Source organism: Citrobacter sp. RHBSTW-00881 (genome assembly GCF_013728515.1).
Classification (GTDB): Bacteria; Pseudomonadota; Gammaproteobacteria; order Enterobacterales; family Enterobacteriaceae; genus Citrobacter; species Citrobacter braakii.
Window position 1 is genome coordinate 494,637 of record NZ_CP056269.1, and the last position, 19,258, is coordinate 513,894.

At 52.3% G+C, this 19,258-nt stretch carries 20 protein-coding genes; 14 read left to right on the plus strand and 6 right to left on the minus strand.

Features of this window, described 5'->3' with window-relative positions:
• Positions 1-5: 5 nt before the first annotated feature.
• Both aaeB and HV311_RS02455 read left to right on the plus strand, forming a co-directional pair.
• The gene (gene aaeB / locus HV311_RS02450) at positions 6-1,973 is read left to right on the plus strand and encodes a p-hydroxybenzoic acid efflux pump subunit AaeB (RefSeq protein WP_047413941.1); all 1,968 of its coding nucleotides are present in this window, start codon (positions 6-8) and stop codon (positions 1,971-1,973) included.
• A 119-nt stretch (positions 1,974-2,092) separates the two neighbouring features.
• On the plus strand, positions 2,093-2,371 hold the full coding sequence (locus tag HV311_RS02455) for a barstar family protein (protein WP_016154709.1): 279 nt from the start codon (positions 2,093-2,095) through the stop codon (positions 2,369-2,371).
• A 56-nt stretch (positions 2,372-2,427) separates the two neighbouring features.
• Here the strand turns inward: HV311_RS02455 and yhcN are convergent, their stop codons facing one another.
• On the minus strand, positions 2,428-2,694 hold the full coding sequence (gene yhcN / locus HV311_RS02460) for a peroxide/acid stress response protein YhcN (protein WP_003025165.1): 267 nt from the start codon (positions 2,692-2,694) through the stop codon (positions 2,428-2,430).
• 376 nt (positions 2,695-3,070) lie between these two features.
• Positions 3,071-3,541: a transcriptional regulator ArgR gene (argR, locus tag HV311_RS02465; RefSeq protein WP_003025162.1), complete on the minus strand. Its 471-nt coding sequence runs from the start codon at positions 3,539-3,541 to the stop codon at positions 3,071-3,073.
• A gap of 436 nt (positions 3,542-3,977) precedes the next feature.
• Here argR and mdh point away from each other — a divergent pair, with 436 nt between their 5' ends.
• Positions 3,978-4,913, plus strand: a complete 936-nt coding sequence (gene mdh / locus HV311_RS02470; RefSeq protein WP_191220676.1) for a malate dehydrogenase — start codon at positions 3,978-3,980, stop codon at positions 4,911-4,913.
• 120 nt (positions 4,914-5,033) lie between these two features.
• Here mdh and degS read toward each other — a convergent pair whose 3' ends face one another.
• From degS to zapG, 3 genes are all read right to left on the minus strand, one after another.
• On the minus strand, positions 5,034-6,101 hold the full coding sequence (gene degS, locus HV311_RS02475; RefSeq protein ID WP_003025154.1) for an outer membrane-stress sensor serine endopeptidase DegS: 1,068 nt from the start codon (positions 6,099-6,101) through the stop codon (positions 5,034-5,036).
• Between the two features lie 90 nt (positions 6,102-6,191).
• Positions 6,192-7,559: a serine endoprotease DegQ gene (gene degQ, locus HV311_RS02480; protein WP_016154708.1), complete on the minus strand. Its 1,368-nt coding sequence runs from the start codon at positions 7,557-7,559 to the stop codon at positions 6,192-6,194.
• Positions 7,560-7,727: 168 nt separating this feature from the next.
• Entirely contained in the window at positions 7,728-8,126 is a 399-nt protein-coding gene (zapG, locus tag HV311_RS02485) for a Z-ring associated protein ZapG (protein ID WP_003025147.1), read from the minus strand.
• Positions 8,127-8,318: 192 nt separating this feature from the next.
• On the opposite strand from zapG, the gene zapE reads away from it, so the two are divergent.
• The 5 genes from zapE (at position 8,319) to sspB (ending at position 11,965) form a co-directional block, all read left to right on the plus strand.
• Positions 8,319-9,446, plus strand: coding sequence for a cell division protein ZapE (zapE, locus tag HV311_RS02490; RefSeq protein WP_131347000.1), 1,128 nt, complete (start codon positions 8,319-8,321; stop codon positions 9,444-9,446).
• 218 nt (positions 9,447-9,664) lie between these two features.
• Complete coding sequence (rplM, locus tag HV311_RS02495) at positions 9,665-10,093, plus strand: 50S ribosomal protein L13 (protein ID WP_003025141.1); 429 nt, start codon at positions 9,665-9,667, stop codon at positions 10,091-10,093.
• A 15-nt stretch (positions 10,094-10,108) separates the two neighbouring features.
• Positions 10,109-10,501 (plus strand): 30S ribosomal protein S9, encoded by a 393-nt coding sequence (gene rpsI / locus HV311_RS02500; protein WP_003025138.1) that lies wholly within the window; start codon positions 10,109-10,111, stop codon positions 10,499-10,501.
• A gap of 316 nt (positions 10,502-10,817) precedes the next feature.
• Positions 10,818-11,456 (plus strand): stringent starvation protein SspA, encoded by a 639-nt coding sequence (gene sspA / locus HV311_RS02505; protein ID WP_003025132.1) that lies wholly within the window; start codon positions 10,818-10,820, stop codon positions 11,454-11,456.
• A gap of 5 nt (positions 11,457-11,461) precedes the next feature.
• On the plus strand, positions 11,462-11,965 hold the full coding sequence (gene sspB, locus HV311_RS02510; protein WP_047358534.1) for a ClpXP protease specificity-enhancing factor: 504 nt from the start codon (positions 11,462-11,464) through the stop codon (positions 11,963-11,965).
• 44 nt (positions 11,966-12,009) lie between these two features.
• On the opposite strand, the gene dcuC is transcribed toward sspB, so the two are convergent.
• Complete coding sequence (gene dcuC / locus HV311_RS02515) at positions 12,010-13,377, minus strand: anaerobic C4-dicarboxylate transporter DcuC (protein WP_191220677.1); 1,368 nt, start codon at positions 13,375-13,377, stop codon at positions 12,010-12,012.
• Between the two features lie 359 nt (positions 13,378-13,736).
• Here dcuC and nanR point away from each other — a divergent pair, with 359 nt between their 5' ends.
• The 6 genes from nanR to nanQ all read left to right on the plus strand — a co-directional run bounded on the left by nanR (position 13,737) and on the right by nanQ (position 19,236).
• Positions 13,737-14,528 (plus strand): transcriptional regulator NanR, encoded by a 792-nt coding sequence (gene nanR, locus HV311_RS02520; RefSeq protein WP_016154704.1) that lies wholly within the window; start codon positions 13,737-13,739, stop codon positions 14,526-14,528.
• A gap of 134 nt (positions 14,529-14,662) precedes the next feature.
• On the plus strand, positions 14,663-15,556 hold the full coding sequence (gene nanA, locus HV311_RS02525; protein WP_016157581.1) for an N-acetylneuraminate lyase: 894 nt from the start codon (positions 14,663-14,665) through the stop codon (positions 15,554-15,556).
• 116 nt (positions 15,557-15,672) lie between these two features.
• Positions 15,673-17,163, plus strand: coding sequence for a sialic acid transporter NanT (gene nanT / locus HV311_RS02530; RefSeq protein ID WP_016154702.1), 1,491 nt, complete (start codon positions 15,673-15,675; stop codon positions 17,161-17,163).
• Positions 17,164-17,210: 47 nt separating this feature from the next.
• Positions 17,211-17,900 carry an N-acetylmannosamine-6-phosphate 2-epimerase gene (locus HV311_RS02535; protein ID WP_191220678.1) on the plus strand — a complete coding sequence of 230 codons (690 nt, stop codon included), beginning with the start codon at positions 17,211-17,213 and terminating at the stop codon, positions 17,898-17,900.
• Positions 17,897-18,766: an N-acetylmannosamine kinase gene (gene nanK / locus HV311_RS02540; protein ID WP_191220679.1), complete on the plus strand. Its 870-nt coding sequence runs from the start codon at positions 17,897-17,899 to the stop codon at positions 18,764-18,766. The genes HV311_RS02535 and nanK overlap by 4 nt, the downstream gene beginning before the upstream one ends.
• 2 nt (positions 18,767-18,768) lie before the next feature.
• A complete protein-coding gene (gene nanQ / locus HV311_RS02545; protein WP_191220680.1) occupies positions 18,769-19,236 on the plus strand; it encodes an N-acetylneuraminate anomerase in 468 nt (155 codons plus the stop codon).
• Positions 19,237-19,258 lie beyond the last annotated feature (22 nt).

The window sequence follows — 19,258 nt, forward strand, 5'->3', positions numbered from 1 at the left end:
TCGTGATGGGCATTTTCTCTATTGCCAACCAGCATATCCGCTTTGCGGTGAAACTGGCGTGCGCGATTGTACTGGCGCTGTTCGTTGGCTTTCACTTCCAACTTGAGACCCCGCGCTGGGCGGTGCTGACCGCCGCCATTGTGGCGGCTGGCCCGGCCTTTGCCGCTGGCGGAGAGCCCTATTCTGGTGCTATACGCTATCGCGGCATGCTGCGTATTGTCGGGACATTTATTGGCTGTATTGCTGCACTGATCATTATCATCAGCATGATCCGCGCCCCGTTATTGATGATCCTGGTGTGTTGTATCTGGGCCGGTTTTTGTACCTGGATCTCGTCGCTTGTGAAGATCGAAAACTCCTATGCCTGGGGACTTTCGGGCTATACGGCGCTGATCATCGTCATTACCATCCAGGCTGAACCGCTGCTGACGCCGCAATTTGCGCTCGAACGCTGTAGTGAAATAGTGATGGGGATTGTCTGTGCTATTGTGGCCGATCTGCTCTTTTCGCCCCGTTCGGTGAAACAGGAGATTGATGTCGAACTGGACAGTCTGCTGGTGGCGCAGTATCAGCTTATGCAGCTGTGCATTAAGCATGGTGACAGTGAAGAAGTGGACAAAGCCTGGGGCGATTTAGTCCGGCGTACGGCGGCACTGGAAGGCATGCGTAGTAACCTGAATATGGAGTCCTCACGCTGGGGGCGGGCTAACCGCAGACTCAAAGCATTGAACACGCTGTCACTCACGCTCATCACGCAGTCCTGCGAAACCTATCTTATTCAGAACACTCGACCCGAACTGATCACTGATACCTTCCGCGAGTTGTTCAATATGCCGGTTGAAACGGTGCAGGATGTTCATAAACAGTTGAAGCGGATGCGGCGGGTGATTGCCTGGACCGGCGAACGCGAAACGCCGATCACGATATATAGTTGGGCAGGCGCCGCGACGCGCTACCTGTTGCTCAAACGCGGTGTACTGAGTAATACCAAAATTAGCGCCACAGAAGAAGAGATCCTGCAAGGTGAGCCAGTGGTGAAGGTGGAGTCTGCCGAGCGCCATCATGCGATGGTCAACTTCTGGCGCACCACGCTTTCTTGTGTGCTGGGAACTTTATTCTGGCTGTGGACCGGATGGACCTCCGGCAGCGGCGCAATGGTGATGATTGCGGTTGTCACTTCGCTGGCAATGCGTTTGCCCAACCCGCGCATGGTGGCAATAGACTTTATTTACGGTACGTTGGCGGCGTTACCGCTCGGGGCGCTCTATTTCCTGGTGATTATCCCCAATACGCAACAAAGCATGTTGTTACTGTGCCTGAGCCTGGCGGTGCTGGGGTTCTTTCTGGGTATAGAGGTACAGAAACGACGACTGGGATCAATGGGGGCGCTGGCCAGCACTATTAATATCATCGTGCTGGATAACCCGATGACCTTCCACTTTAGTCAGTTCCTTGATAGTGCGCTGGGGCAAATTGTTGGCTGCGTGCTGGCATTTATCGTCATTTTGTTGGTGCGCGATAACTCTCGTGACAGAACGGGTCGCGTGTTGCTCAACCAGTTTGTCTCGGCGGCGGTTTCAGCGATGACCACCAACGTGGTACGTCGTAAAGAAAACCATCTCCCGGCGCTTTATCAGCAGCTGTTTTTGCTGATGAACAAATTTCCCGGCGACCTGGCGAAGTTTCGCCTGGCGCTGACGATGATCATTGCGCATCAGCGCCTGCGCGATGCGCCGATACCGGTAAACGAGGATCTATCCGCGTTCCATCGCCAGCTTCGTCGCACTGCGGATCACGTGATTTCCGCAGGCAACGACGACAAGCGCCGACGCTACTTTAGCCAGCTGCTGGAAGAGCTTGAGATCTATCAGGAGAAATTAAACATCTGGCAAGCTCCACCGCAGGTGACCGAGCCGGTAAAACGACTTAGCGGGATGCTGCACAAATACCAGCATGCGCTGACCAGTAATTAAGAGTTGGAAACCGACGCTAAAAGCGTCGGTTTTTTTATGGCTATACTTACCTGAAAATGCAGGAGGTTCCTGCATATTGATGGTCTGTAGAGTGACTGGCGTCGGGATGGTGGCTATAGATGAACATCTATACATTTGATTTTGACGAGATAGAAGACCAGGGGGATTTCTACCGTGAGTTTACGCGCGCGTTCGGTCTCGCCCGGGAAAAGGTGGTTGATTTAGATTCTCTGTGGGAGGTGGTTATCGGGGACGTTTTACCGCTGCCGCTGGAGATTGAATTTGTTCATTTGCCGGACAAGTTACGCAGGCGATACGGCGCGCTGATTTTACTGTTCGATGAAGCGGAAGAAGAGCTGGAAGGACAGCTGCGCTTTAACGTTCGTCACTCAATGTAAGGCATAAAAAAGCCCCCGGCAGGCGGGGGCAAGTCGTCGGACTAGACGACGAGGGTTTATTTGTAGAGTTCTGCAGTCGCGTGCCAGTGAGCGCCTTCACGGAGTTCGGTGACGCGATAGCTGCTGGCACCCGCTTTTTCAGCTTTAGCGGCGATAGCCTGACGCATGTCCATTGGTGAGCTACCGATCTGAGATACGGAGATGCTGCCCATGGATTGCAGGTTCTGTGCTTCTTGTGAGTTCACCTGAGTCACTGCGGCGCTTGCACCGAAAGAGAGAACAGAAAGAAGGCTTAAGGTTGCAATAGTTGTTTTGATTTTCATGATATTTACCTCGTCGAATTCTTTTATTGGGGTCTGCGTTTCGTGACCCTCATCACAAAATCAAGTATACACTAATCACTTGATAAATTAATACCACGCTAATTGTTTCCATGCGGGTTAAGTATTAAGAAAAATATTTTTTATAACAAAACGGAATTAAAAATAGGGTTTTAAGCATCAATTTTATAATAAATTCAATTAAATCATTGAGATATGAATTTTTGCAAAATGTGCGTTTTTAACTCTTCATATTCGCTATGTGAATGACTTTTGACGGTTAAACGCACCATTTGTTAAATCAATGGCAGTGGATAATAGAGGAAGGAGGGGGGAAACAGAGGTTTTTCCCCCGCCGCGAGGCGACGGGGAGGAAGTATTACAGCTCTTGTTCGAACAGTTCCAGAATGGCTTCGTACAAATCTTTTACCGTAAAACCCTTAGCTGGGGTGGTGAAGATGGTATCGTCACCGGCAATTGTACCCAGAATCCCTTCCGCTTTACCTAATGAGTCCAGCAGACGTGCAATCAACTGAGCAGCGCCAGGGCTGGTATGAATAACCACAACTGCATCGTTGTAATCGATATCCAATACCAGATTTTTCAGTGGACTGGATGTTGTAGGTACCCCTAACTCTGCCGGCAGGCAGTACACCATTTCCATTTTCGCATTGCGGGTACGCACGGCGCCGAACTTGGTCAGCATGCGAGAAACCTTGGACTGATTGATATTATCAAAGCCCTGATCCTGCAACGCGAGGACGATTTCGCCCTGAGAGCTGAACTTTTCTTCTTTAAGCAGCGCTTTAAACGCCTTTACTAATTCTTCTTGTTTTGCCGAGCTTCGCATAAGTCACCCGTAATATGGCGGTAGAAACAACATTATTGTGCATACAGATGAATTTTTATGCAAACAGTCTGCCTTGTTCAAGGCTGAAATAATGTTATGAAAGAGCGGAATTTTATCAAATTTCGTTATCAAGAAACATGCCTGTGTCACGGCTCGCAAATAAGGTTAAAAGTAAATTAAATGTTATCAAATTGATGTTGTTTTGAGAGGTGGGTAGGGTATATTGTCAGCACCTGTTGGAAAGTTGCTCTACTGTGTGGGTGGTTTTGAATTACGTAACTTAGGTTTTATTTTACGTAAGTTAAATGCATAAAAGCCAAATTTGCGTGACTACGCATTCTTGACGCGTGGTTGTTGTATTCGTTGGATTTGTGAATTAAGGTCGCCGCCGCGGAGCAATAGACACTTTGCTTATCAATATAATAAGGAGTTTAGGATGAAAGTTGCAGTCCTCGGCGCTGCTGGTGGTATCGGTCAGGCGCTAGCATTACTGTTAAAAACCCAACTGCCTTCAGGTTCAGAACTCTCCCTGTACGACATCGCTCCAGTAACGCCTGGCGTGGCCGTTGATTTGAGCCATATCCCTACTGCTGTGAAAATCAAAGGCTTCAGCGGCGAAGACGCTACCCCTGCACTGGAAGGTGCTGATGTGGTACTGATCTCTGCGGGTGTCGCACGTAAAACGGGTATGGATCGTTCCGACCTGTTCAACGTTAACGCCGGTATCGTGAAGAACCTGGTGCAGCAGGTTGCTAAAACCTGCCCGAAAGCATGTATCGGTATTATCACCAACCCGGTGAACACGACCGTTGCTATCGCTGCAGAAGTGCTGAAAAAAGCAGGCGTATACGATAAGAACAAACTGTTTGGCGTGACCACGCTGGACATCATCCGCTCCAACACCTTTGTTGCGGAACTGAAAGGCAAGCAGCCTGGTGACGTTGAAGTCCCGGTTATTGGCGGCCACTCTGGCGTGACCATTCTCCCGCTGCTGTCACAAATCCCTGGCGTGAGCTTCACTGAGCAAGAAGCGGCTGACCTGACCAAGCGTATCCAGAATGCGGGTACAGAAGTTGTGGAAGCTAAAGCCGGTGGCGGATCTGCAACTCTGTCTATGGGTCAGGCCGCAGCACGTTTCGGCCTGTCACTGGTTCGCGCGCTGAGCGGCGAAAAAGGCGTGGTTGAATGTGCTTACGTTGAAGGCGACGGCCAGTATGCTCGCTTTTTCTCTCAGCCGCTGCTGTTGGGTAAAAACGGCGTAGAAGAACGCCAGTCTATCGGCAAGCTGAGCGCATTTGAGCAGAGCTCGCTGGAAGGTATGCTGGATACGCTGAAGAAAGATATCACCCTGGGTGAAGAGTTCGTTAAATAACGCCTTTATGTAGGCCGGATGGCGGTGTTTAACGCTTTATCCGTCCTACAAATATCGCGAATTTGACGCATAAAAAAACCGGAGCTATCTCCGGTTTTTTTACATCGTTTCGTTTGTGATTTAGTTTGTAGCCGGGTATTCCTGAATCGTTACCTGCAGCGTCAACTGCTTGTCATCACGCATCACGACAACAGAGATAACCGAACCAGGGCGAATCTCTGCCACCTGGTCCATGGTCTCCAGCGCAGATACCGCCGGTTTGTTATTGACCGAAATAATCAGATCGTTAACCTGAATTCCAGCCTGCGCAGCTGGACCGTCTGGAGCCACTTCGTTAACCACAATCCCCTGAATTTGATCCATCCCGCCGCCCTGGGCGTGCAGTGGCGCAATTTCGCGACCGCTGATGCCGATGTAGCCACGAATCACGCGCCCGTCACGAATCAGCTTATCCATGATTTTGGTTGCCAACTGAAACGGAATAGCAAAGCCGATCCCTTCCGGGGTTTCGCCATCGTTGCTCTTATCAAACGACAGCGTGTTAATACCCATTAACTCGCCCAGCGAGTTGACCAACGCGCCGCCGGAGTTGCCGTGGTTGATGGAGGCATCCGTTTGCAGGAAGTTTTGCCGTCCAGTCGGGTTCAGGCCAATACGACCGGTGGCGCTGATAATCCCCTGAGTGATGGTTTGACCAAGGTTGTACGGGTTACCAATGGCGAGGACGACATCGCCGATGTGCGGCACGCGTTTGTTATTAATTGGGATTGTCGGCAGTCCGCCAGTCGCGTTGATTTTCAGCACCGCAAGATCGGTTAACGTATCAGAACCCACAAGCAGCGCTTCGAATACACGCCCATCCTGCAACGCGACGATGATTTGGTCGGCATCATTAATGACGTGCTTATTGGTAATGATATAGCCGCGCTGATCCATGATAACGCCTGAGCCGAGTGTGCGGATCTCAAGCTGGTTATGCGCTGTGCTGTTCATACTACGGTTATAAACGTTAACGACGGCAGGCGCTGCACGGCGAACCGCCGGGTTATAGCTGGCGGGCGTTTCATCTGCACTGTCGAACTGTGGCGCGGTAAGCGTATTTATTTTTCGCAGAGAGGGCATCGCGGCCAGCAGAATAGCGCCGACGATTAAACCAATCGCGACCGAACGTAAAAGCTTCACAAACATGATGGCGGCGTCATTAATAAAGGGAACGGCAGCAGCATATCACGAGTTTACCGGACATCACACGGGGGGGCTGATGTCCGGTTGCATGCGTTAACGCAGGAGCAGGTAAATACTCTCGTTACCACGAACTACCTGCAGAGCAATGATCGACGGTTTTGTTTCCAGCACTTTACGCATTTCGGCGATCGAATTTACACGATCGCGGTTAACGCCAATGATAACGTCATCTTTATGCAGACCGGCCTGCGCGGCTGGGCTGCTTTTTTCAACGTTATCAATTTTGATGCCTTTGGTGCCGTCTTTAAGCTGACCGTCACTGAGCGTAGCCCCTTGCAACGCAGGAGCAATCATCTCCGCGCTGGCGGACGATGATGTACTGGTATCCAGGGTTACTTCAACCTCCAGCGGTTTACCGTTACGCAGCAGGCCCAGTTTGACTTTGGTCCCTGGTTCGGTTGTCGCTATGCGTGAACGCAGTTCGGCGAAGCTGTTGAGCGGTTTGCCGTTGAGGCTGGTAATGACGTCACCAGACTTCACACCTGCTTTTGCGGAGCCAGAGTTAGGCAGAACCTCGCTGACAAACGCGCCGCGCTGCACGTCCAGTTTGAACGCTTTGGCGATATCGGCAGTCATTTCGGTGCCTTTAATTCCCAGCAGACCACGTTTGATTTCACCAAACTGCATCAGTTGCTGCGCCAGCGTGCGTGCCATATTGCTCGGGATCGCAAAACCAATACCGATGCTACCGCCGCCGGGGGCCAGAATCGCGGTGTTAATGCCAATCAGCTCACCATTGAGGTTAAGCAACGCGCCGCCGGAGTTACCCCGGTTGATGGAGGCATCGGTCTGAATAAAGTTTTCCAGACCTTCCAGGTTCAACCCGCTGCGACCCAAAGCCGATACGATGCCGGAGGTGGCCGTTTGCCCCAAACCAAACGGGTTACCCACGGCCACCGCGAAATCACCGACGCGGAGTTTGTCGGAGTCGGCAATGGCAATTTGCGTCAGGTTGCTGGGGTGTTGAATTTGCAGCAGAGCGATATCGCTCTGGTCGTCGCTGCCGATAAGCTTAGCGTCGAACTCACGGCCATCATTAAGCTGAACGCTGATTTTTTGCGCCTGATTGATGACGTGATTATTGGTCAGGACGTAGCCTTTGGCGGCATCAATGATGACCCCGGAACCCAGCCCTTCAAAAGGTTGTGCAGGTTGATCGGGAAGTTCATCACCAAAAAACTTTTTGAACTCTTCCGGGACTTTCTGCCCCTGAGCGGCGGTGCCTTCGACCCTTACGCTCACCACGGCAGGTAACACTTTCTCCAGCATCGGGGCGAGGCTGGGGAGCGCAGCCTGACCGGGAACCTGGCCGGGAATCGACGCTGCGGCTGGGAATGGCGCCGAGAGAGTTAACCCGACACTTAACGCTAATGCACTCAACAGCTGGGTGTGTTTTTTCATGGATCCTGCTCTCGTACCTTGAGTAAACGGAAGATGATTCAAAACAGTTTGATGTTATTGAATTTTCGGTTTGGTCACAATGAGGCTAACGACTAAATAATAGCTGGGACAGGAAGAGAAGCGGAGGGCGCAATTGCTGCGCCCAATAAATTTCTTAACGATGTGCGGTTAGTCGCGCTTTGCGCCACTACGCAGCAGGCCAGATGCGCCTTCAGAATAGTCACGCGGCATCTGAACCGGCGCCTGATCGTTACCCGCTTCGGATTCTGCCAGACGATTACGGAACGGATTATTTTCCGGTGACATACCCGGCAGCAGGTTGCTGGAGCTTTTCGCCATATGCTGGTAGATCTGACGATAATCGTCCGCCATGTTATCCAGCAGTTCAGCGCTGCGGGCAAAGTGGCTCACCAGCTCTTCGCGGTACTCTTCCAGCTCAGCTTTATTTTTTTCCAGTTCGTACTGCAATGCCTGCTGTTGGCGTAATTTACGATTACCAAAACGCATGGCTACAGCACCAATAATGATACCGACGACTAACCCAATTAGCGCATATTCCCAGGTCATGAACATCTCCCGTTGTCTTGTGTTTCCGTAGGGTGTTGGCTTTAGGCTCCATGCCTGCGCCTGATTATGCCACTATAACCGCTAATCCCGTAGAAGTGGAATCCCGTGTTTATATCACGTAATGTAGAACGGCCTTTTTTTCGTCAACCGTGAGCGACGGCACATCGATTCTCAAGGAATAACAATAACATCATGCAAAGCCTTTCCCCGACATCGCGTTACCAGCAAGCCCTCAAAGACGGCAGTCATCAGCCCGACAACGTACAACAAGAAGCAGTGAATCGACTGGAAACAATTTTCCAGGCGCTTTCGACGCCAGCACGTCCTGCGCCGCAGGAGAGCGGACTGATGGCGCGTTTTGGCAAATTGCTGGGAAAACGTGAGTCATCGACCAATGCGCCGGTGCGTGGTCTGTATATGTGGGGCGGAGTCGGGCGCGGAAAAACGTGGCTGATGGATCTGTTCTACCATAGCCTGCCGGGCGGGCGTAAACAGCGTTTGCACTTTCATCGTTTTATGCTGCGTGTCCATGAAGAGCTTACGGCCCTGCAGGGGCAGAGCGATCCGCTGGAAATCATTGCCGACCGCTTTAAGGCCGAAACGGACGTGCTGTGCTTTGACGAATTTTTTGTTTCTGACATCACCGACGCCATGCTGCTCGGCGGTCTGATGAAAGCGCTGTTTGCCCGTGGTATTACGCTGGTGGCAACCTCCAATATTCCGCCTGATGAGCTGTATCGCAACGGTTTGCAACGCACGCGTTTTCTTCCTGCCATTGATGCCATCAAACAGCATTGTGACATCATGAATGTCGATGCTGGCGTCGATTATCGTCTGCGCACCTTAACGCAGGCGCATTTGTGGTTGTCACCACTGAATGAGGAAACTCGTCAGCAGATGGATAAGCTGTGGCTGGCATTAGCGGGAACGAAAAGTGAACATGCGCCGACGCTGGAGATCAATCATCGTCCGATGCAGACGCTGGCCGTCGAAAACCAAACGCTGGCGGTGTCGTTCACCACGCTCTGTGTCGATGCGCGTAGTCAGCATGACTACATTGCGCTATCGCGTCTTTTTCATACGGTGCTGTTGTCTGATGTGCCGGTCATGACGACGCTGATGGAGAGCGAAGCGCGGCGTTTTATCGCACTGGTGGATGAGTTCTACGAACGCCACGTTAAGCTGGTGGTCAGTGCGGCCTCACCACTTTATGAAATTTATCAGGGCGAGCGTCTGAAGTTTGAATTTCAGCGTTGTTTGTCGCGTTTGCAGGAGATGCAAAGCGAAGAGTATCTGAAGCGGGAACATTTAGCCGGTTAAACCTGCTGCAAATCACATAAAGGGGTCGATCTTTGACCCTGACTTCTCTATAATCTTGCGACCCCACGTTACGAGAGAGTTTTTTTCCCAAAACTTTCTATGCGCCGGCATAGGCTATTCGAAGGGGTAGGTTTGCTGGACAATGTCGTGTGAACCTCAACTGACAAAACGTTTGGGTGTTCACCAACGTGTAACTTATTTATTTGGGTAAGCTTTTAATGAAAACTTTTACAGCTAAACCAGAAACCGTAAAACGCGACTGGTATGTTGTTGACGCGACCGGTAAAACTCTGGGCCGTCTGGCTTCCGAACTGGCTCTGCGCCTGCGCGGTAAGCACAAAGCGGAATATACTCCGCACGTAGATACCGGTGATTACATCATCGTTCTGAACGCTGACAAAGTTGCTGTAACTGGCAACAAGCGTACTGACAAAGTGTACTATCACCACACCGGTCACATCGGCGGTATCAAACAAGCGACCTTTGAAGAGATGATTGCTCGCCGTCCTGAGCGTGTGCTTGAAATCGCGGTTAAAGGCATGCTGCCAAAAGGCCCGCTGGGTCGTGCTATGTTCCGTAAACTGAAAGTTTACGCTGGCAACGAGCACAACCACGCGGCACAGCAACCGCAAGTTCTTGACATCTAATCGGGATTATAGGCAATGGCTGAAAATCAATACTACGGCACTGGTCGCCGCAAAAGTTCCGCAGCTCGCGTTTTCATCAAACCGGGCAGTGGTAAAATCGTAATCAACCAACGTTCTCTGGAACAGTACTTCGGTCGTGAAACTGCCCGCATGGTAGTTCGTCAGCCGCTGGAACTGGTCGACATGGTTGAGAAACTGGATCTGTACATCACTGTTAAAGGTGGTGGTATCTCTGGTCAGGCTGGTGCGATCCGTCACGGTATCACCCGCGCTCTGATGGAGTACGACGAATCCCTGCGTGGCGAACTGCGTAAAGCTGGCTTCGTTACCCGTGATGCTCGTCAGGTTGAACGTAAGAAAGTCGGTCTGCGTAAAGCACGTCGTCGTCCTCAGTTCTCCAAACGTTAATTGTACTCTGCTTCGGCAGACAACAATTTGCGAAAAAACCCGCTTCGGCGGGTTTTTTTATCGTTACTGCTCTCCGTATAACCACGGTAATCCGCTGATTGCCACCTCTTTTTCCCCATTTCAAGAATCGACTCACCACAAAGGTCACAAAATCTGGTAAACTATCATCCAATTTTCTGCCCAAATGTCCGGTATCGTTCATTTTTTGTTTGTATTTTGAACAGTAATGGCTTTCCCGAATATGGGTGACATCACTTCTGGCTGGCCACTTAGTGGCTGGTAGCAGTAAAAATTCTGAATATACCTGGAGGTTTTCATGGCTGTCGCTGCCAACAAACGTTCGGTAATGACGCTGTTTTCTGGTCCTACTGACATCTATAGCCATCAGGTCCGCATTGTGCTGGCTGAGAAAGGTGTTAGTTTCGAGATTGAGCATGTGGAGAAGGACAATCCACCGCAGGATCTGATCGACCTCAACCCGAATCAGAGCGTACCGACACTGGTGGATCGTGAGCTGACCCTGTGGGAATCTCGCATCATTATGGAATACCTGGATGAGCGCTTCCCGCATCCGCCGCTGATGCCGGTTTACCCGGTTGCGCGTGGTGAAAGCCGCCTGTACATGCAGCGTATTGAAAAAGACTGGTACACGCTGATGAACGTCATCGTGAACGGTTCTGCTTCTGAAGCCGAAGTCGCGCGTAAGCGTCTGCGCGAAGAACTGCTGGCAATTGCACCAGTATTTGGCCAGAAACCTTACTTCCTGAGCGATGAGTTCAGCCTGGTAGACTGCTACCTGGCGCCGCTGCTGTGGCGTTTACCGCAGCTGGGCATTGAATTCAACGGTGCAGGTTCGAAAGAACTGAAAGGGTACATGACTCGCGTCTTTGAACGTGATTCTTTCCTGGCTTCTCTGACTGAGCCTGAACGTGAAATGCGTCTGGGCCGGGGTTAACCTGTATGGATTTGCCACAGCTAACACCACGCCGTCCGTATCTGCTGCGCGCATTCTATGAGTGGTTGTTAGACAACCAGCTTACGCCGCACCTGGTGGTGGATGTGACGCTTCAGGACGTGCAGGTTCCTATGGAATATGCGCGTGACGGGCAAATTGTTCTGAATATCGCACCGCGTGCGGTGGGTAACCTGGAACTGGCTAACGATGAAGTGCGCTTTAACGCGCGCTTCGGTGGTGTGCCGCGTCAGGTTTCTGTACCGCTGGCGGCAGTTCTGGCAATTTATGCTCGTGAAAATGGCGCCGGTACTATGTTTGAGCCGGAAGCTGCCTACGACGAAGATGTCGCCAGCTTAAATGATGACGACAACGACGCAACTGGTTTTGAAAGTGAAACGGTCATGTCGGTCATTGATGGCGATAAGCCTGACAATGGCGACGACAACGATCCGGATGACACGCCGCCGCCGCCTCGCGGTGGGCGTCCAGCGCTACGCGTAGTGAAATAAAAAAACAGGCCCTTTGGGGCCTGTTCTGTTTTCTGCCTTCGGGATCAGTAAAACAGCGTGATGGTGGCTATCATATTGACCACAAATCCCACCGCCATCGGAATGGCCGTACGTTTTACCACTTCAAAGGGCGATACGCCCGCAATACCTGATGTCACCACAATGACCGCTGTAATGGGGGATACCGCCCGGGCCAGCGTAGTAGCAAAATGCATCGGCATAATCATCACTACCGCAGGAATATGTAGTCCGGCGGCAATATCTGGAATCAGGCTGGCAAAAGACATAAACGGCGCGTTACCTGACCCCATGACAATCGCACAGGCGGCAATGACCACGGCCATGATGATCATCACGCCGATACCGCCAAGGCCGGAATGCTCTGCACCTTTTATTACGGCGTCGACAGTCCCGATAGTCGTCAACCCTTTCGCAAAGATCTCACCGGCGACCACCAGCGTGACAACGTTGGCAAACTGGGTTCCCATGCCATCAAAGAAGGCCTGCACGTCATCCATCGTTTCGCGCAGATTATGTTTATGCAGGAACTCGACAAACATCGTCAGCGTCATGCTCATCAGCATGACCACCACCAGATTCAGCTCTGTTTTCATTAACCCTATATGTGCCAGGGCAAGCGAGCCCAACATCAGAAGCAGCGGCATGACGGGTAGAATGGCGTAATAGAGAGGTGGCACGTTTTCCAGCGTCTTTTGTTCAGCGAATCCGTTGCTTTCCGGGAATGCTTTTTTATCAAACTGCCGCTGAACGAAAAAATGTGCAATAGCGACGGCGACGATAACACACGATGCGACGGGTAACTGATAGTGAAAGAAGTAGGTAGCGATTTTCATGCCCGCCACCTGCGCGGCAAAAATAGAGTTGGTTTCCAGAATGCCCCATTCAATTGACATTGAAGTGGCAATGACCGCCACCGCGGATAAACGGCTCACGCCAAGACTGACCAGCGTCGGGAACAGCGTCACCATCAGCAGCATGCCTAACCCGGAAGCGCTGGTGATGAACTGCGCCATGATCTGACCAATCACATAGGTGGCGGCAAGAACAACATAGGGTGAGCGGATTAGCTTAAGCGGACGGCTTAACAGGCTAACCATCGCTCTGCTGGCCCCCATCCTGTCCATATAACGGGCATAACCACCTACCGCCATGATTGATAACCCTAGTCCGGCCGCCCGATTGGAAAGCATACGCAGAATTTCGTTGTAAATATCGACCAGTAGATAGCCGCTGCTCTTGTCGTCAGCGACCAGCGCGCCGTAGCCTAGCCAGACGCCGCAGAGCATCAGGAAGATCCCTGCGGCTGCCAGCACTACCTGCGGTTTGTAGTTTTTGAGGATCAGGTAACCCATCGTTAATAAAACGATGACAGAGATAATGATGCCGAACATTGTTTCACTCCATGCCAGAGAAGAAGATAAATCCGGTAATAACGCTGTTGTCCAAACGGATGTTATATTTTTTCGGGTGATTTTTATGGAGTGAATATCTTATTTTTAATTCGATGTTTAAATTATTTATCGTTATAAAATAGATGGTTATGATAATTTATCACGTTCATATTCATAAATTTCACGAAGCGAATATGATTGTTTTCAATTAAAGATAAGCTGAATGTTTTAGCGTAACAAAATATCCGGATGCGTTAGACCGCCAATAAGCCCGACAGTCTGATTGACCATCATTTCACCCTGCTTTCGATCCTGTGTTAGGATAAACCCGCTGTTATTTGTCACCACGACTTAGCTGAATGGGCCCTATGAACGCATTTGATTCGCAAGCTGAAGACTCTCCATCCACCATTGGCCGTAGCTTACGCAATCGCCCGCTGGCGCGTAAAAAGCTGTCTGAAATGGTTGAAGAAGAACTGGAGCAGATGATTCGTCGTCGGGAATTTGGCGAGGGCGAACAGTTGCCGTCTGAGCGGGAGCTGATGGCCTTCTTTAACGTGGGCCGTCCTTCTGTACGAGAAGCGCTGGCAGCGTTAAAACGCAAAGGTCTGGTGCAAATCAACAATGGCGAGCGCGCCCGCGTTTCGCGTCCTTCAGCTGATACCATTATCAGCGAGCTGTCCGGTATGGCGAAAGATTTCCTCGCGCATCCCGGCGGCATTGCCCACTTCGAACAGCTGCGACTGTTCTTTGAATCCAGCCTGGTACGATACGCCGCAGAACATGCGACGGATGAGCAAATCGACAGACTGGCGAAAGCACTGGAGATCAACAGCCAGTCGCTCGATGACAATACGCTGTTCATTCGCTCGGACGTTGATTTTCACCGCATACTGGCGGAGATCCCGGGCAATCCCATCTTTATGGCTATCCATGTTGCGCTGTTAGACTGGCTGATTGCCGCCCGTCCGACCGTAGCCGACCAAGAGTTGTATGAGCACAATAACGTGAGTTATCAGCAGCATATCGCTATTGTCGACGCGATTCGTCAGCGCGACCCTGAGGAAGCTGACCGCGCACTTCAAGAACATCTCAACAGCGTTTCCGCTACCTGGCACGCCTTCAGCAAAAGTAAAAAATTGCGTAAGTAATCGCGATCCTGACGATCGTTTAGTGAGGCAGATCGCACTATAAGCGTTCTGTATTGTATTGCTGCTTATTTGATCTGGTATAACAGGTATAAAGGTATGCAGTCAGATAACACTAATCATCATCAGAGGTAGCTATGGCAAGAGATTTAAAAGGCGTAATGCCAGCGTTGTTAACCCCATTCGATAGCCAACAGCGACTGGACATTGAGAGCCTGCGCCGCCTGGTGCGTTTCAACATTGGGCAAGGGATCGACGGGCTGTATGTCGGTGGGTCTACGGGTGAGGCATTTGTCCAAAACCGCGTTGAGAGAGAGCAGGTACTGGAAATTGTTGCCGAAGAAGCGAAAGGCAAGGTGACGCTGATCGCTCACGTTGGCACAGTGAGTACCGAAGAGAGCCAACAGCTGGCGAGTGCCGCGCATCGCTACGGCTTTGATGCGGTTTCAGCCGTCACACCGTTTTACTATCCGTTCAGTTTTGAAGAGCACTGCGATCACTACCGCGCAATTATTGATTCCGCTGATGGCTTGCCGATGGTGGTCTATAACATCCCGGCGCTGAGCGGCGTAAAACTGACGCTGGATCAGATCAACACGCTGGTGACGTTGCCGGGCGTTGGCGCGCTGAAGCAAACCTCAGGCGATCTCTATCAGATGGAACAAATCCGCCGCGCTCACCCCGATCTGGTGCTTTATAACGGTTATGACGAGATCTTCGCTTCTGGTCTGCTGGCGGGCGCTGATGGCGGTATCGGTAGCACTTACAACATTATGGGATGGCGTTATCAGGGAATTGTGAAAGCGCTCAAAGAAGGCGACATCCGGACTGCGCAAAAGCTGCAAACCGAGTGCAATAAGGTTATCGATCTGCTCATTAAGGTTGGCGTGTTCCGCGGCCTGAAGACGGTATTGCACTATATGGACGTGGTTTCTGTTCCGCTGTGCCGTAAACCATTTGCCCCGGTAGATGAACAATATCTGCCGGAACTGAAAGCGCTGGCCCAGCAATTAATGCTGGAACGCGACTGATCGGACGCCGGATAGCACAATGCTTATCCGGCCTGCAAAAACAAGACTCGTAGGCCGGATAAGGCGAATCCGCCATCCGGCACCACAACGAAAATAAAGATCGTCGGGAGAGTAAAATGAGTACTTCTACCCAGAGCATCCCGTGGTATCGCCATCTCAATCGGGCGCAATGGCGGGCATTTTCCGCCGCCTGGCTGGGATATTTGCTTGATGGTTTTGATTTTGTATTAATCGCCCTTGTGCTGACGGAAGTACAAGGCGAATTCGGACTGACGACGGTGCAGGCGGCCAGTCTGATCTCGGCCGCTTTTATCTCCCGCTGGTTTGGTGGGTTAATGCTGGGCGCGATGGGCGACCGTTATGGACGCCGTCTGGCGATGGTCACCAGTATCATTCTGTTCTCTGTGGGGACGCTGGCCTGCGGCTTCGCGCCGGGCTACACCACCATGTTTATCGCCCGCCTGGTTATCGGTATGGGGATGGCTGGTGAGTACGGCTCCAGCGCAACTTATGTTATTGAAAGCTGGCCCAGGCACCTGCGAAACAAAGCCAGCGGCTTCCTGATTTCCGGCTTCTCTGTAGGCGCAGTGATCGCCGCCCAGGTCTACAGCCTGGTGGTCCCGGTCTGGGGATGGCGCGCGCTGTTCTTCATCGGCATTTTGCCGATTATCTTCGCCCTCTGGCTGCGTAAAAATATTCCGGAAGCGGAAGACTGGAAAGAGAAACACGAAGGCAAAGCGCCGGTACGCACGATGGTGGACATTCTCTACCGGGGCGAACATCGGGTTATCAATATTGTGATGACTCTCGCCGCCGCAACCGCGCTGTGGTTCTGCTTTGCAGGCAACCTGCAAAATGCCGCTATCGTGGCGGTCCTTGGCCTGATATGCGCGTTTATCTTCATTAGTTTTATGGTGCAAAGCAGCGGGAAACGCTGGCCGACGGGCGTCATGCTGATGGTGGTTGTGCTGTTTGCCTTCCTTTACTCGTGGCCGATTCAGGCGCTGCTGCCAACCTATCTGAAAACCGAACTGCTGTATGACCCTTCCACTGTCGCCAGGGTGCTCTTCTTTAGCGGCTTTGGCGCGGCGGTCGGTTGTTGCGTCGGTGGTTTTCTTGGCGACTGGCTGGGCACGCGTAAGGCCTATGTCTGCAGTCTGCTGGCTTCGCAGTTGCTAATTATTCCAGTGTTTGCGATTGGCGGCTCAAACGTCTGGGTACTGGGTTTACTGCTGTTTTTCCAGCAAATGCTCGGTCAGGGGATCTCCGGGATCTTACCAAAACTGATTGGCGGCTATTTCGATACCGACCAGCGTGCGGCGGGTCTGGGCTTCACCTACAACGTGGGTGCACTGGGCGGGGCGTTGGCACCGATCATCGGTGCGCTGATTGCCCAACGACTGGATCTGGGCACCGCGTTGGGATCGCTCTCTTTCGGCCTGACATTTGTGGTGATCCTGCTGATTGGTCTCGATATGCCGTCTCGCGTACAGCGCTGGCTGCGGCCTGAAGCATTGCGTACGCATGATGCCATTGATGGCAAACCGTTTAGCGGGGCCGTGCCGTTTGGCGGCGACAAAAGCACCATGGTGAAATCCAAAAGTTAATCCGTTTGCCCGGTCCTGCGCCGGGCAATAGTCATAAGGGAATAAGCATGTCGTTACTTGAACAACTGGATATCAAGATTGCCGCGAACGGCGGGCTGATTGTCTCCTGCCAGCCTGTTCCTGACAGCCCGTTAGATAAACCGGAAATTGTTGCGGCGATGGCGCTGGCCGCAGAACAGGCTGGCGCGGTGGCGTTACGCATTGAAGGGGTGGAAAACCTGAAAGCGACCAGGGCGGTAGTTTCGGTGCCGATTATCGGCATTCTCAAACGTGACCTTGATGACTCTCCGGTCCGCATCACCGCATATCTGGAGGATGTTGATGCGCTGGCGCAGGCAGGCGCTGACATCATCGCCATCGACGGTACCGATCGCGTACGTCCGGTACCTGTAGAAACCTTACTGGCACGTATTCATCATCACCAACGCCTTGCGATGGCTGACTGTTCGTCCATGGCGGATGGCATGGCCTGCCAGAAACTCGGTGCCGAAATCATTGGCACTACCCTTTCTGGTTATACCACGCCAGAAACGCCCGAAGAGCCGGATCTGGCTCTGGTGAAGTCTTTAAGTAACGCGGGTTGTCGGGTGATTGCTGAAGGACGTTACAACACGCCAGCGCAGGCCGCTGAGGCGATGCGTCATGGCGCTTGGGCGGTGACAGTCGGCTCAGCCATTACCCGGCTGGAGCACATTTGCCAGTGGTACAACACAGCGCTAAAAAAGGCGGTGCTATGACCACGCTGTCGATTGATATTGGCGGCACCAAACTGGCTGTCGCACTGGTAGACAGCAGCCTGCAAATTCAAGAGCGTCATGAATTGCCGACGCCCGCCAGCAAAACACCGGATGCTCTGCGTGCCGTGTTACAAGCACTGGTTGCGCCGCTACAGGGGCAGGCAACGCGGGTGGCGATCGCCTCAACGGGGATTATCCGCGACGGTTCTCTACTGGCGCTGAACCCGCACAACCTCGGCGGGCTGCTGCATTTTCCTCTGGTGCAAACGCTAAAAGATCTCACCGCTTTGCCGACGCTGGCAGTCAATGACGCGCAGGCAGCGGCGTGGGCTGAGTATCATGCGCTTGGCGGCGAGTACCGCGATATGGTGTTTATCACCGTCTCCACCGGTGTAGGCGGCGGGGTGGTAAATGATGGGAAGCTGCTGACCGGGATTGGCGGTCTGGCCGGGCACCTGGGACATACGCTGGCTGATCCGCATGGGCCGGTGTGCGGTTGCGGGCGTGTGGGTTGTGTCGAGGCGATCGCTTCCGGTCGTGGGATCGCGGCGGCTGCCGAAGGTACGCTTGCTGGATGCGACGCCAAAACCATTTTTAGCCGCGCCGGGCAGGGTGATGAGCAGGCCAGTCGGTTGATCCATCGTTCGGCACGTACTTTGGCAAGGCTTGTCGCCGATGTGAAGGCCACGATCGATTGCCAGATTGTGGTGATTGGCGGCAGCGTGGGGCTGGCGCCAGGGTATCTGGCGCTGGTGGAAAACTATCTGGCACAAGAGCCTTCGGCTTACCACGTAGAATTACGGGCGGCGCATTACCGTCATGACGCTGGATTACTGGGGGCCGCGCTGTTGGCCCAGGGAGATTGATTATGATGTCAGATGAGTTGCGTTCATTGCCTTCTGCCGGATTACATCCGGTTTTGCAGCAGGCGTTAACGCTGGCTGTTGCGGCGAATCCGCAGGAGAAAACGCCAGGGCGCTACGAGTTGCAGGGCGATAATATTTTTATGAATGTCATGCAATTTGCAACGCAGAGCCCGGAGCAAAAGAAAGCGGAACTGCACAGGGAATACATTGATATTCAGGTACTGTTATCCGGTGAAGAACGCATTCTGTTCGGAATGACTGATTCTGCTCGTCAGTGCGAAGAGATGCACGTGGAGGATGATTATCAGCTGTGTAGCCAGATTGCCGATGAGCAGGCGATGGTACTGAAGCCGGGAAGATTTGTGATTTTTATGCCGGGCGAGCCGCATAAGCCGGGCTGCGTGGTACAGGCTCCGATGGACATCAAAAAGGTGGTGATCAAGGTGCGCGCCAGTTTATTACGCACCTGACGATGAGAGTGACGGTGTCGGA

Excerpts from the sequence above, each read along its gene's own strand:
- nanK (WP_191220679.1), top strand. The coding sequence starts at position 17,897 with ATGACCACGCTGTCGATTGATATTGGCGGCACCAAACTGGCTGTCGCA.
- aaeB (WP_047413941.1), top strand. The coding sequence starts at position 6 with ATGGGCATTTTCTCTATTGCCAACCAGCATATCCGCTTTGCGGTGAAA.
- zapG (WP_003025147.1), bottom strand. The coding sequence starts at position 8,126 with ATGACCTGGGAATATGCGCTAATTGGGTTAGTCGTCGGTATCATTATT.
- yhcN (WP_003025165.1), bottom strand. The coding sequence starts at position 2,694 with ATGAAAATCAAAACAACTATTGCAACCTTAAGCCTTCTTTCTGTTCTC.
- HV311_RS02535 (WP_191220678.1), top strand. The coding sequence starts at position 17,211 with ATGTCGTTACTTGAACAACTGGATATCAAGATTGCCGCGAACGGCGGG.
- HV311_RS02455 (WP_016154709.1), top strand. The coding sequence starts at position 2,093 with ATGAACATCTATACATTTGATTTTGACGAGATAGAAGACCAGGGGGAT.
- nanA (WP_016157581.1), top strand. The coding sequence starts at position 14,663 with ATGGCAAGAGATTTAAAAGGCGTAATGCCAGCGTTGTTAACCCCATTC.
- degQ (WP_016154708.1), bottom strand. The coding sequence starts at position 7,559 with ATGAAAAAACACACCCAGCTGTTGAGTGCATTAGCGTTAAGTGTCGGG.
- degS (WP_003025154.1), bottom strand. The coding sequence starts at position 6,101 with ATGTTTGTGAAGCTTTTACGTTCGGTCGCGATTGGTTTAATCGTCGGC.
- nanT (WP_016154702.1), top strand. The coding sequence starts at position 15,673 with ATGAGTACTTCTACCCAGAGCATCCCGTGGTATCGCCATCTCAATCGG.
- rplM (WP_003025141.1), top strand. The coding sequence starts at position 9,665 with ATGAAAACTTTTACAGCTAAACCAGAAACCGTAAAACGCGACTGGTAT.
- sspA (WP_003025132.1), top strand. The coding sequence starts at position 10,818 with ATGGCTGTCGCTGCCAACAAACGTTCGGTAATGACGCTGTTTTCTGGT.
- mdh (WP_191220676.1), top strand. The coding sequence starts at position 3,978 with ATGAAAGTTGCAGTCCTCGGCGCTGCTGGTGGTATCGGTCAGGCGCTA.
- argR (WP_003025162.1), bottom strand. The coding sequence starts at position 3,541 with ATGCGAAGCTCGGCAAAACAAGAAGAATTAGTAAAGGCGTTTAAAGCG.
- sspB (WP_047358534.1), top strand. The coding sequence starts at position 11,462 with ATGGATTTGCCACAGCTAACACCACGCCGTCCGTATCTGCTGCGCGCA.
- nanR (WP_016154704.1), top strand. The coding sequence starts at position 13,737 with ATGGGCCCTATGAACGCATTTGATTCGCAAGCTGAAGACTCTCCATCC.
- zapE (WP_131347000.1), top strand. The coding sequence starts at position 8,319 with ATGCAAAGCCTTTCCCCGACATCGCGTTACCAGCAAGCCCTCAAAGAC.
- rpsI (WP_003025138.1), top strand. The coding sequence starts at position 10,109 with ATGGCTGAAAATCAATACTACGGCACTGGTCGCCGCAAAAGTTCCGCA.
- nanQ (WP_191220680.1), top strand. The coding sequence starts at position 18,769 with ATGATGTCAGATGAGTTGCGTTCATTGCCTTCTGCCGGATTACATCCG.
- dcuC (WP_191220677.1), bottom strand. The coding sequence starts at position 13,377 with ATGTTCGGCATCATTATCTCTGTCATCGTTTTATTAACGATGGGTTAC.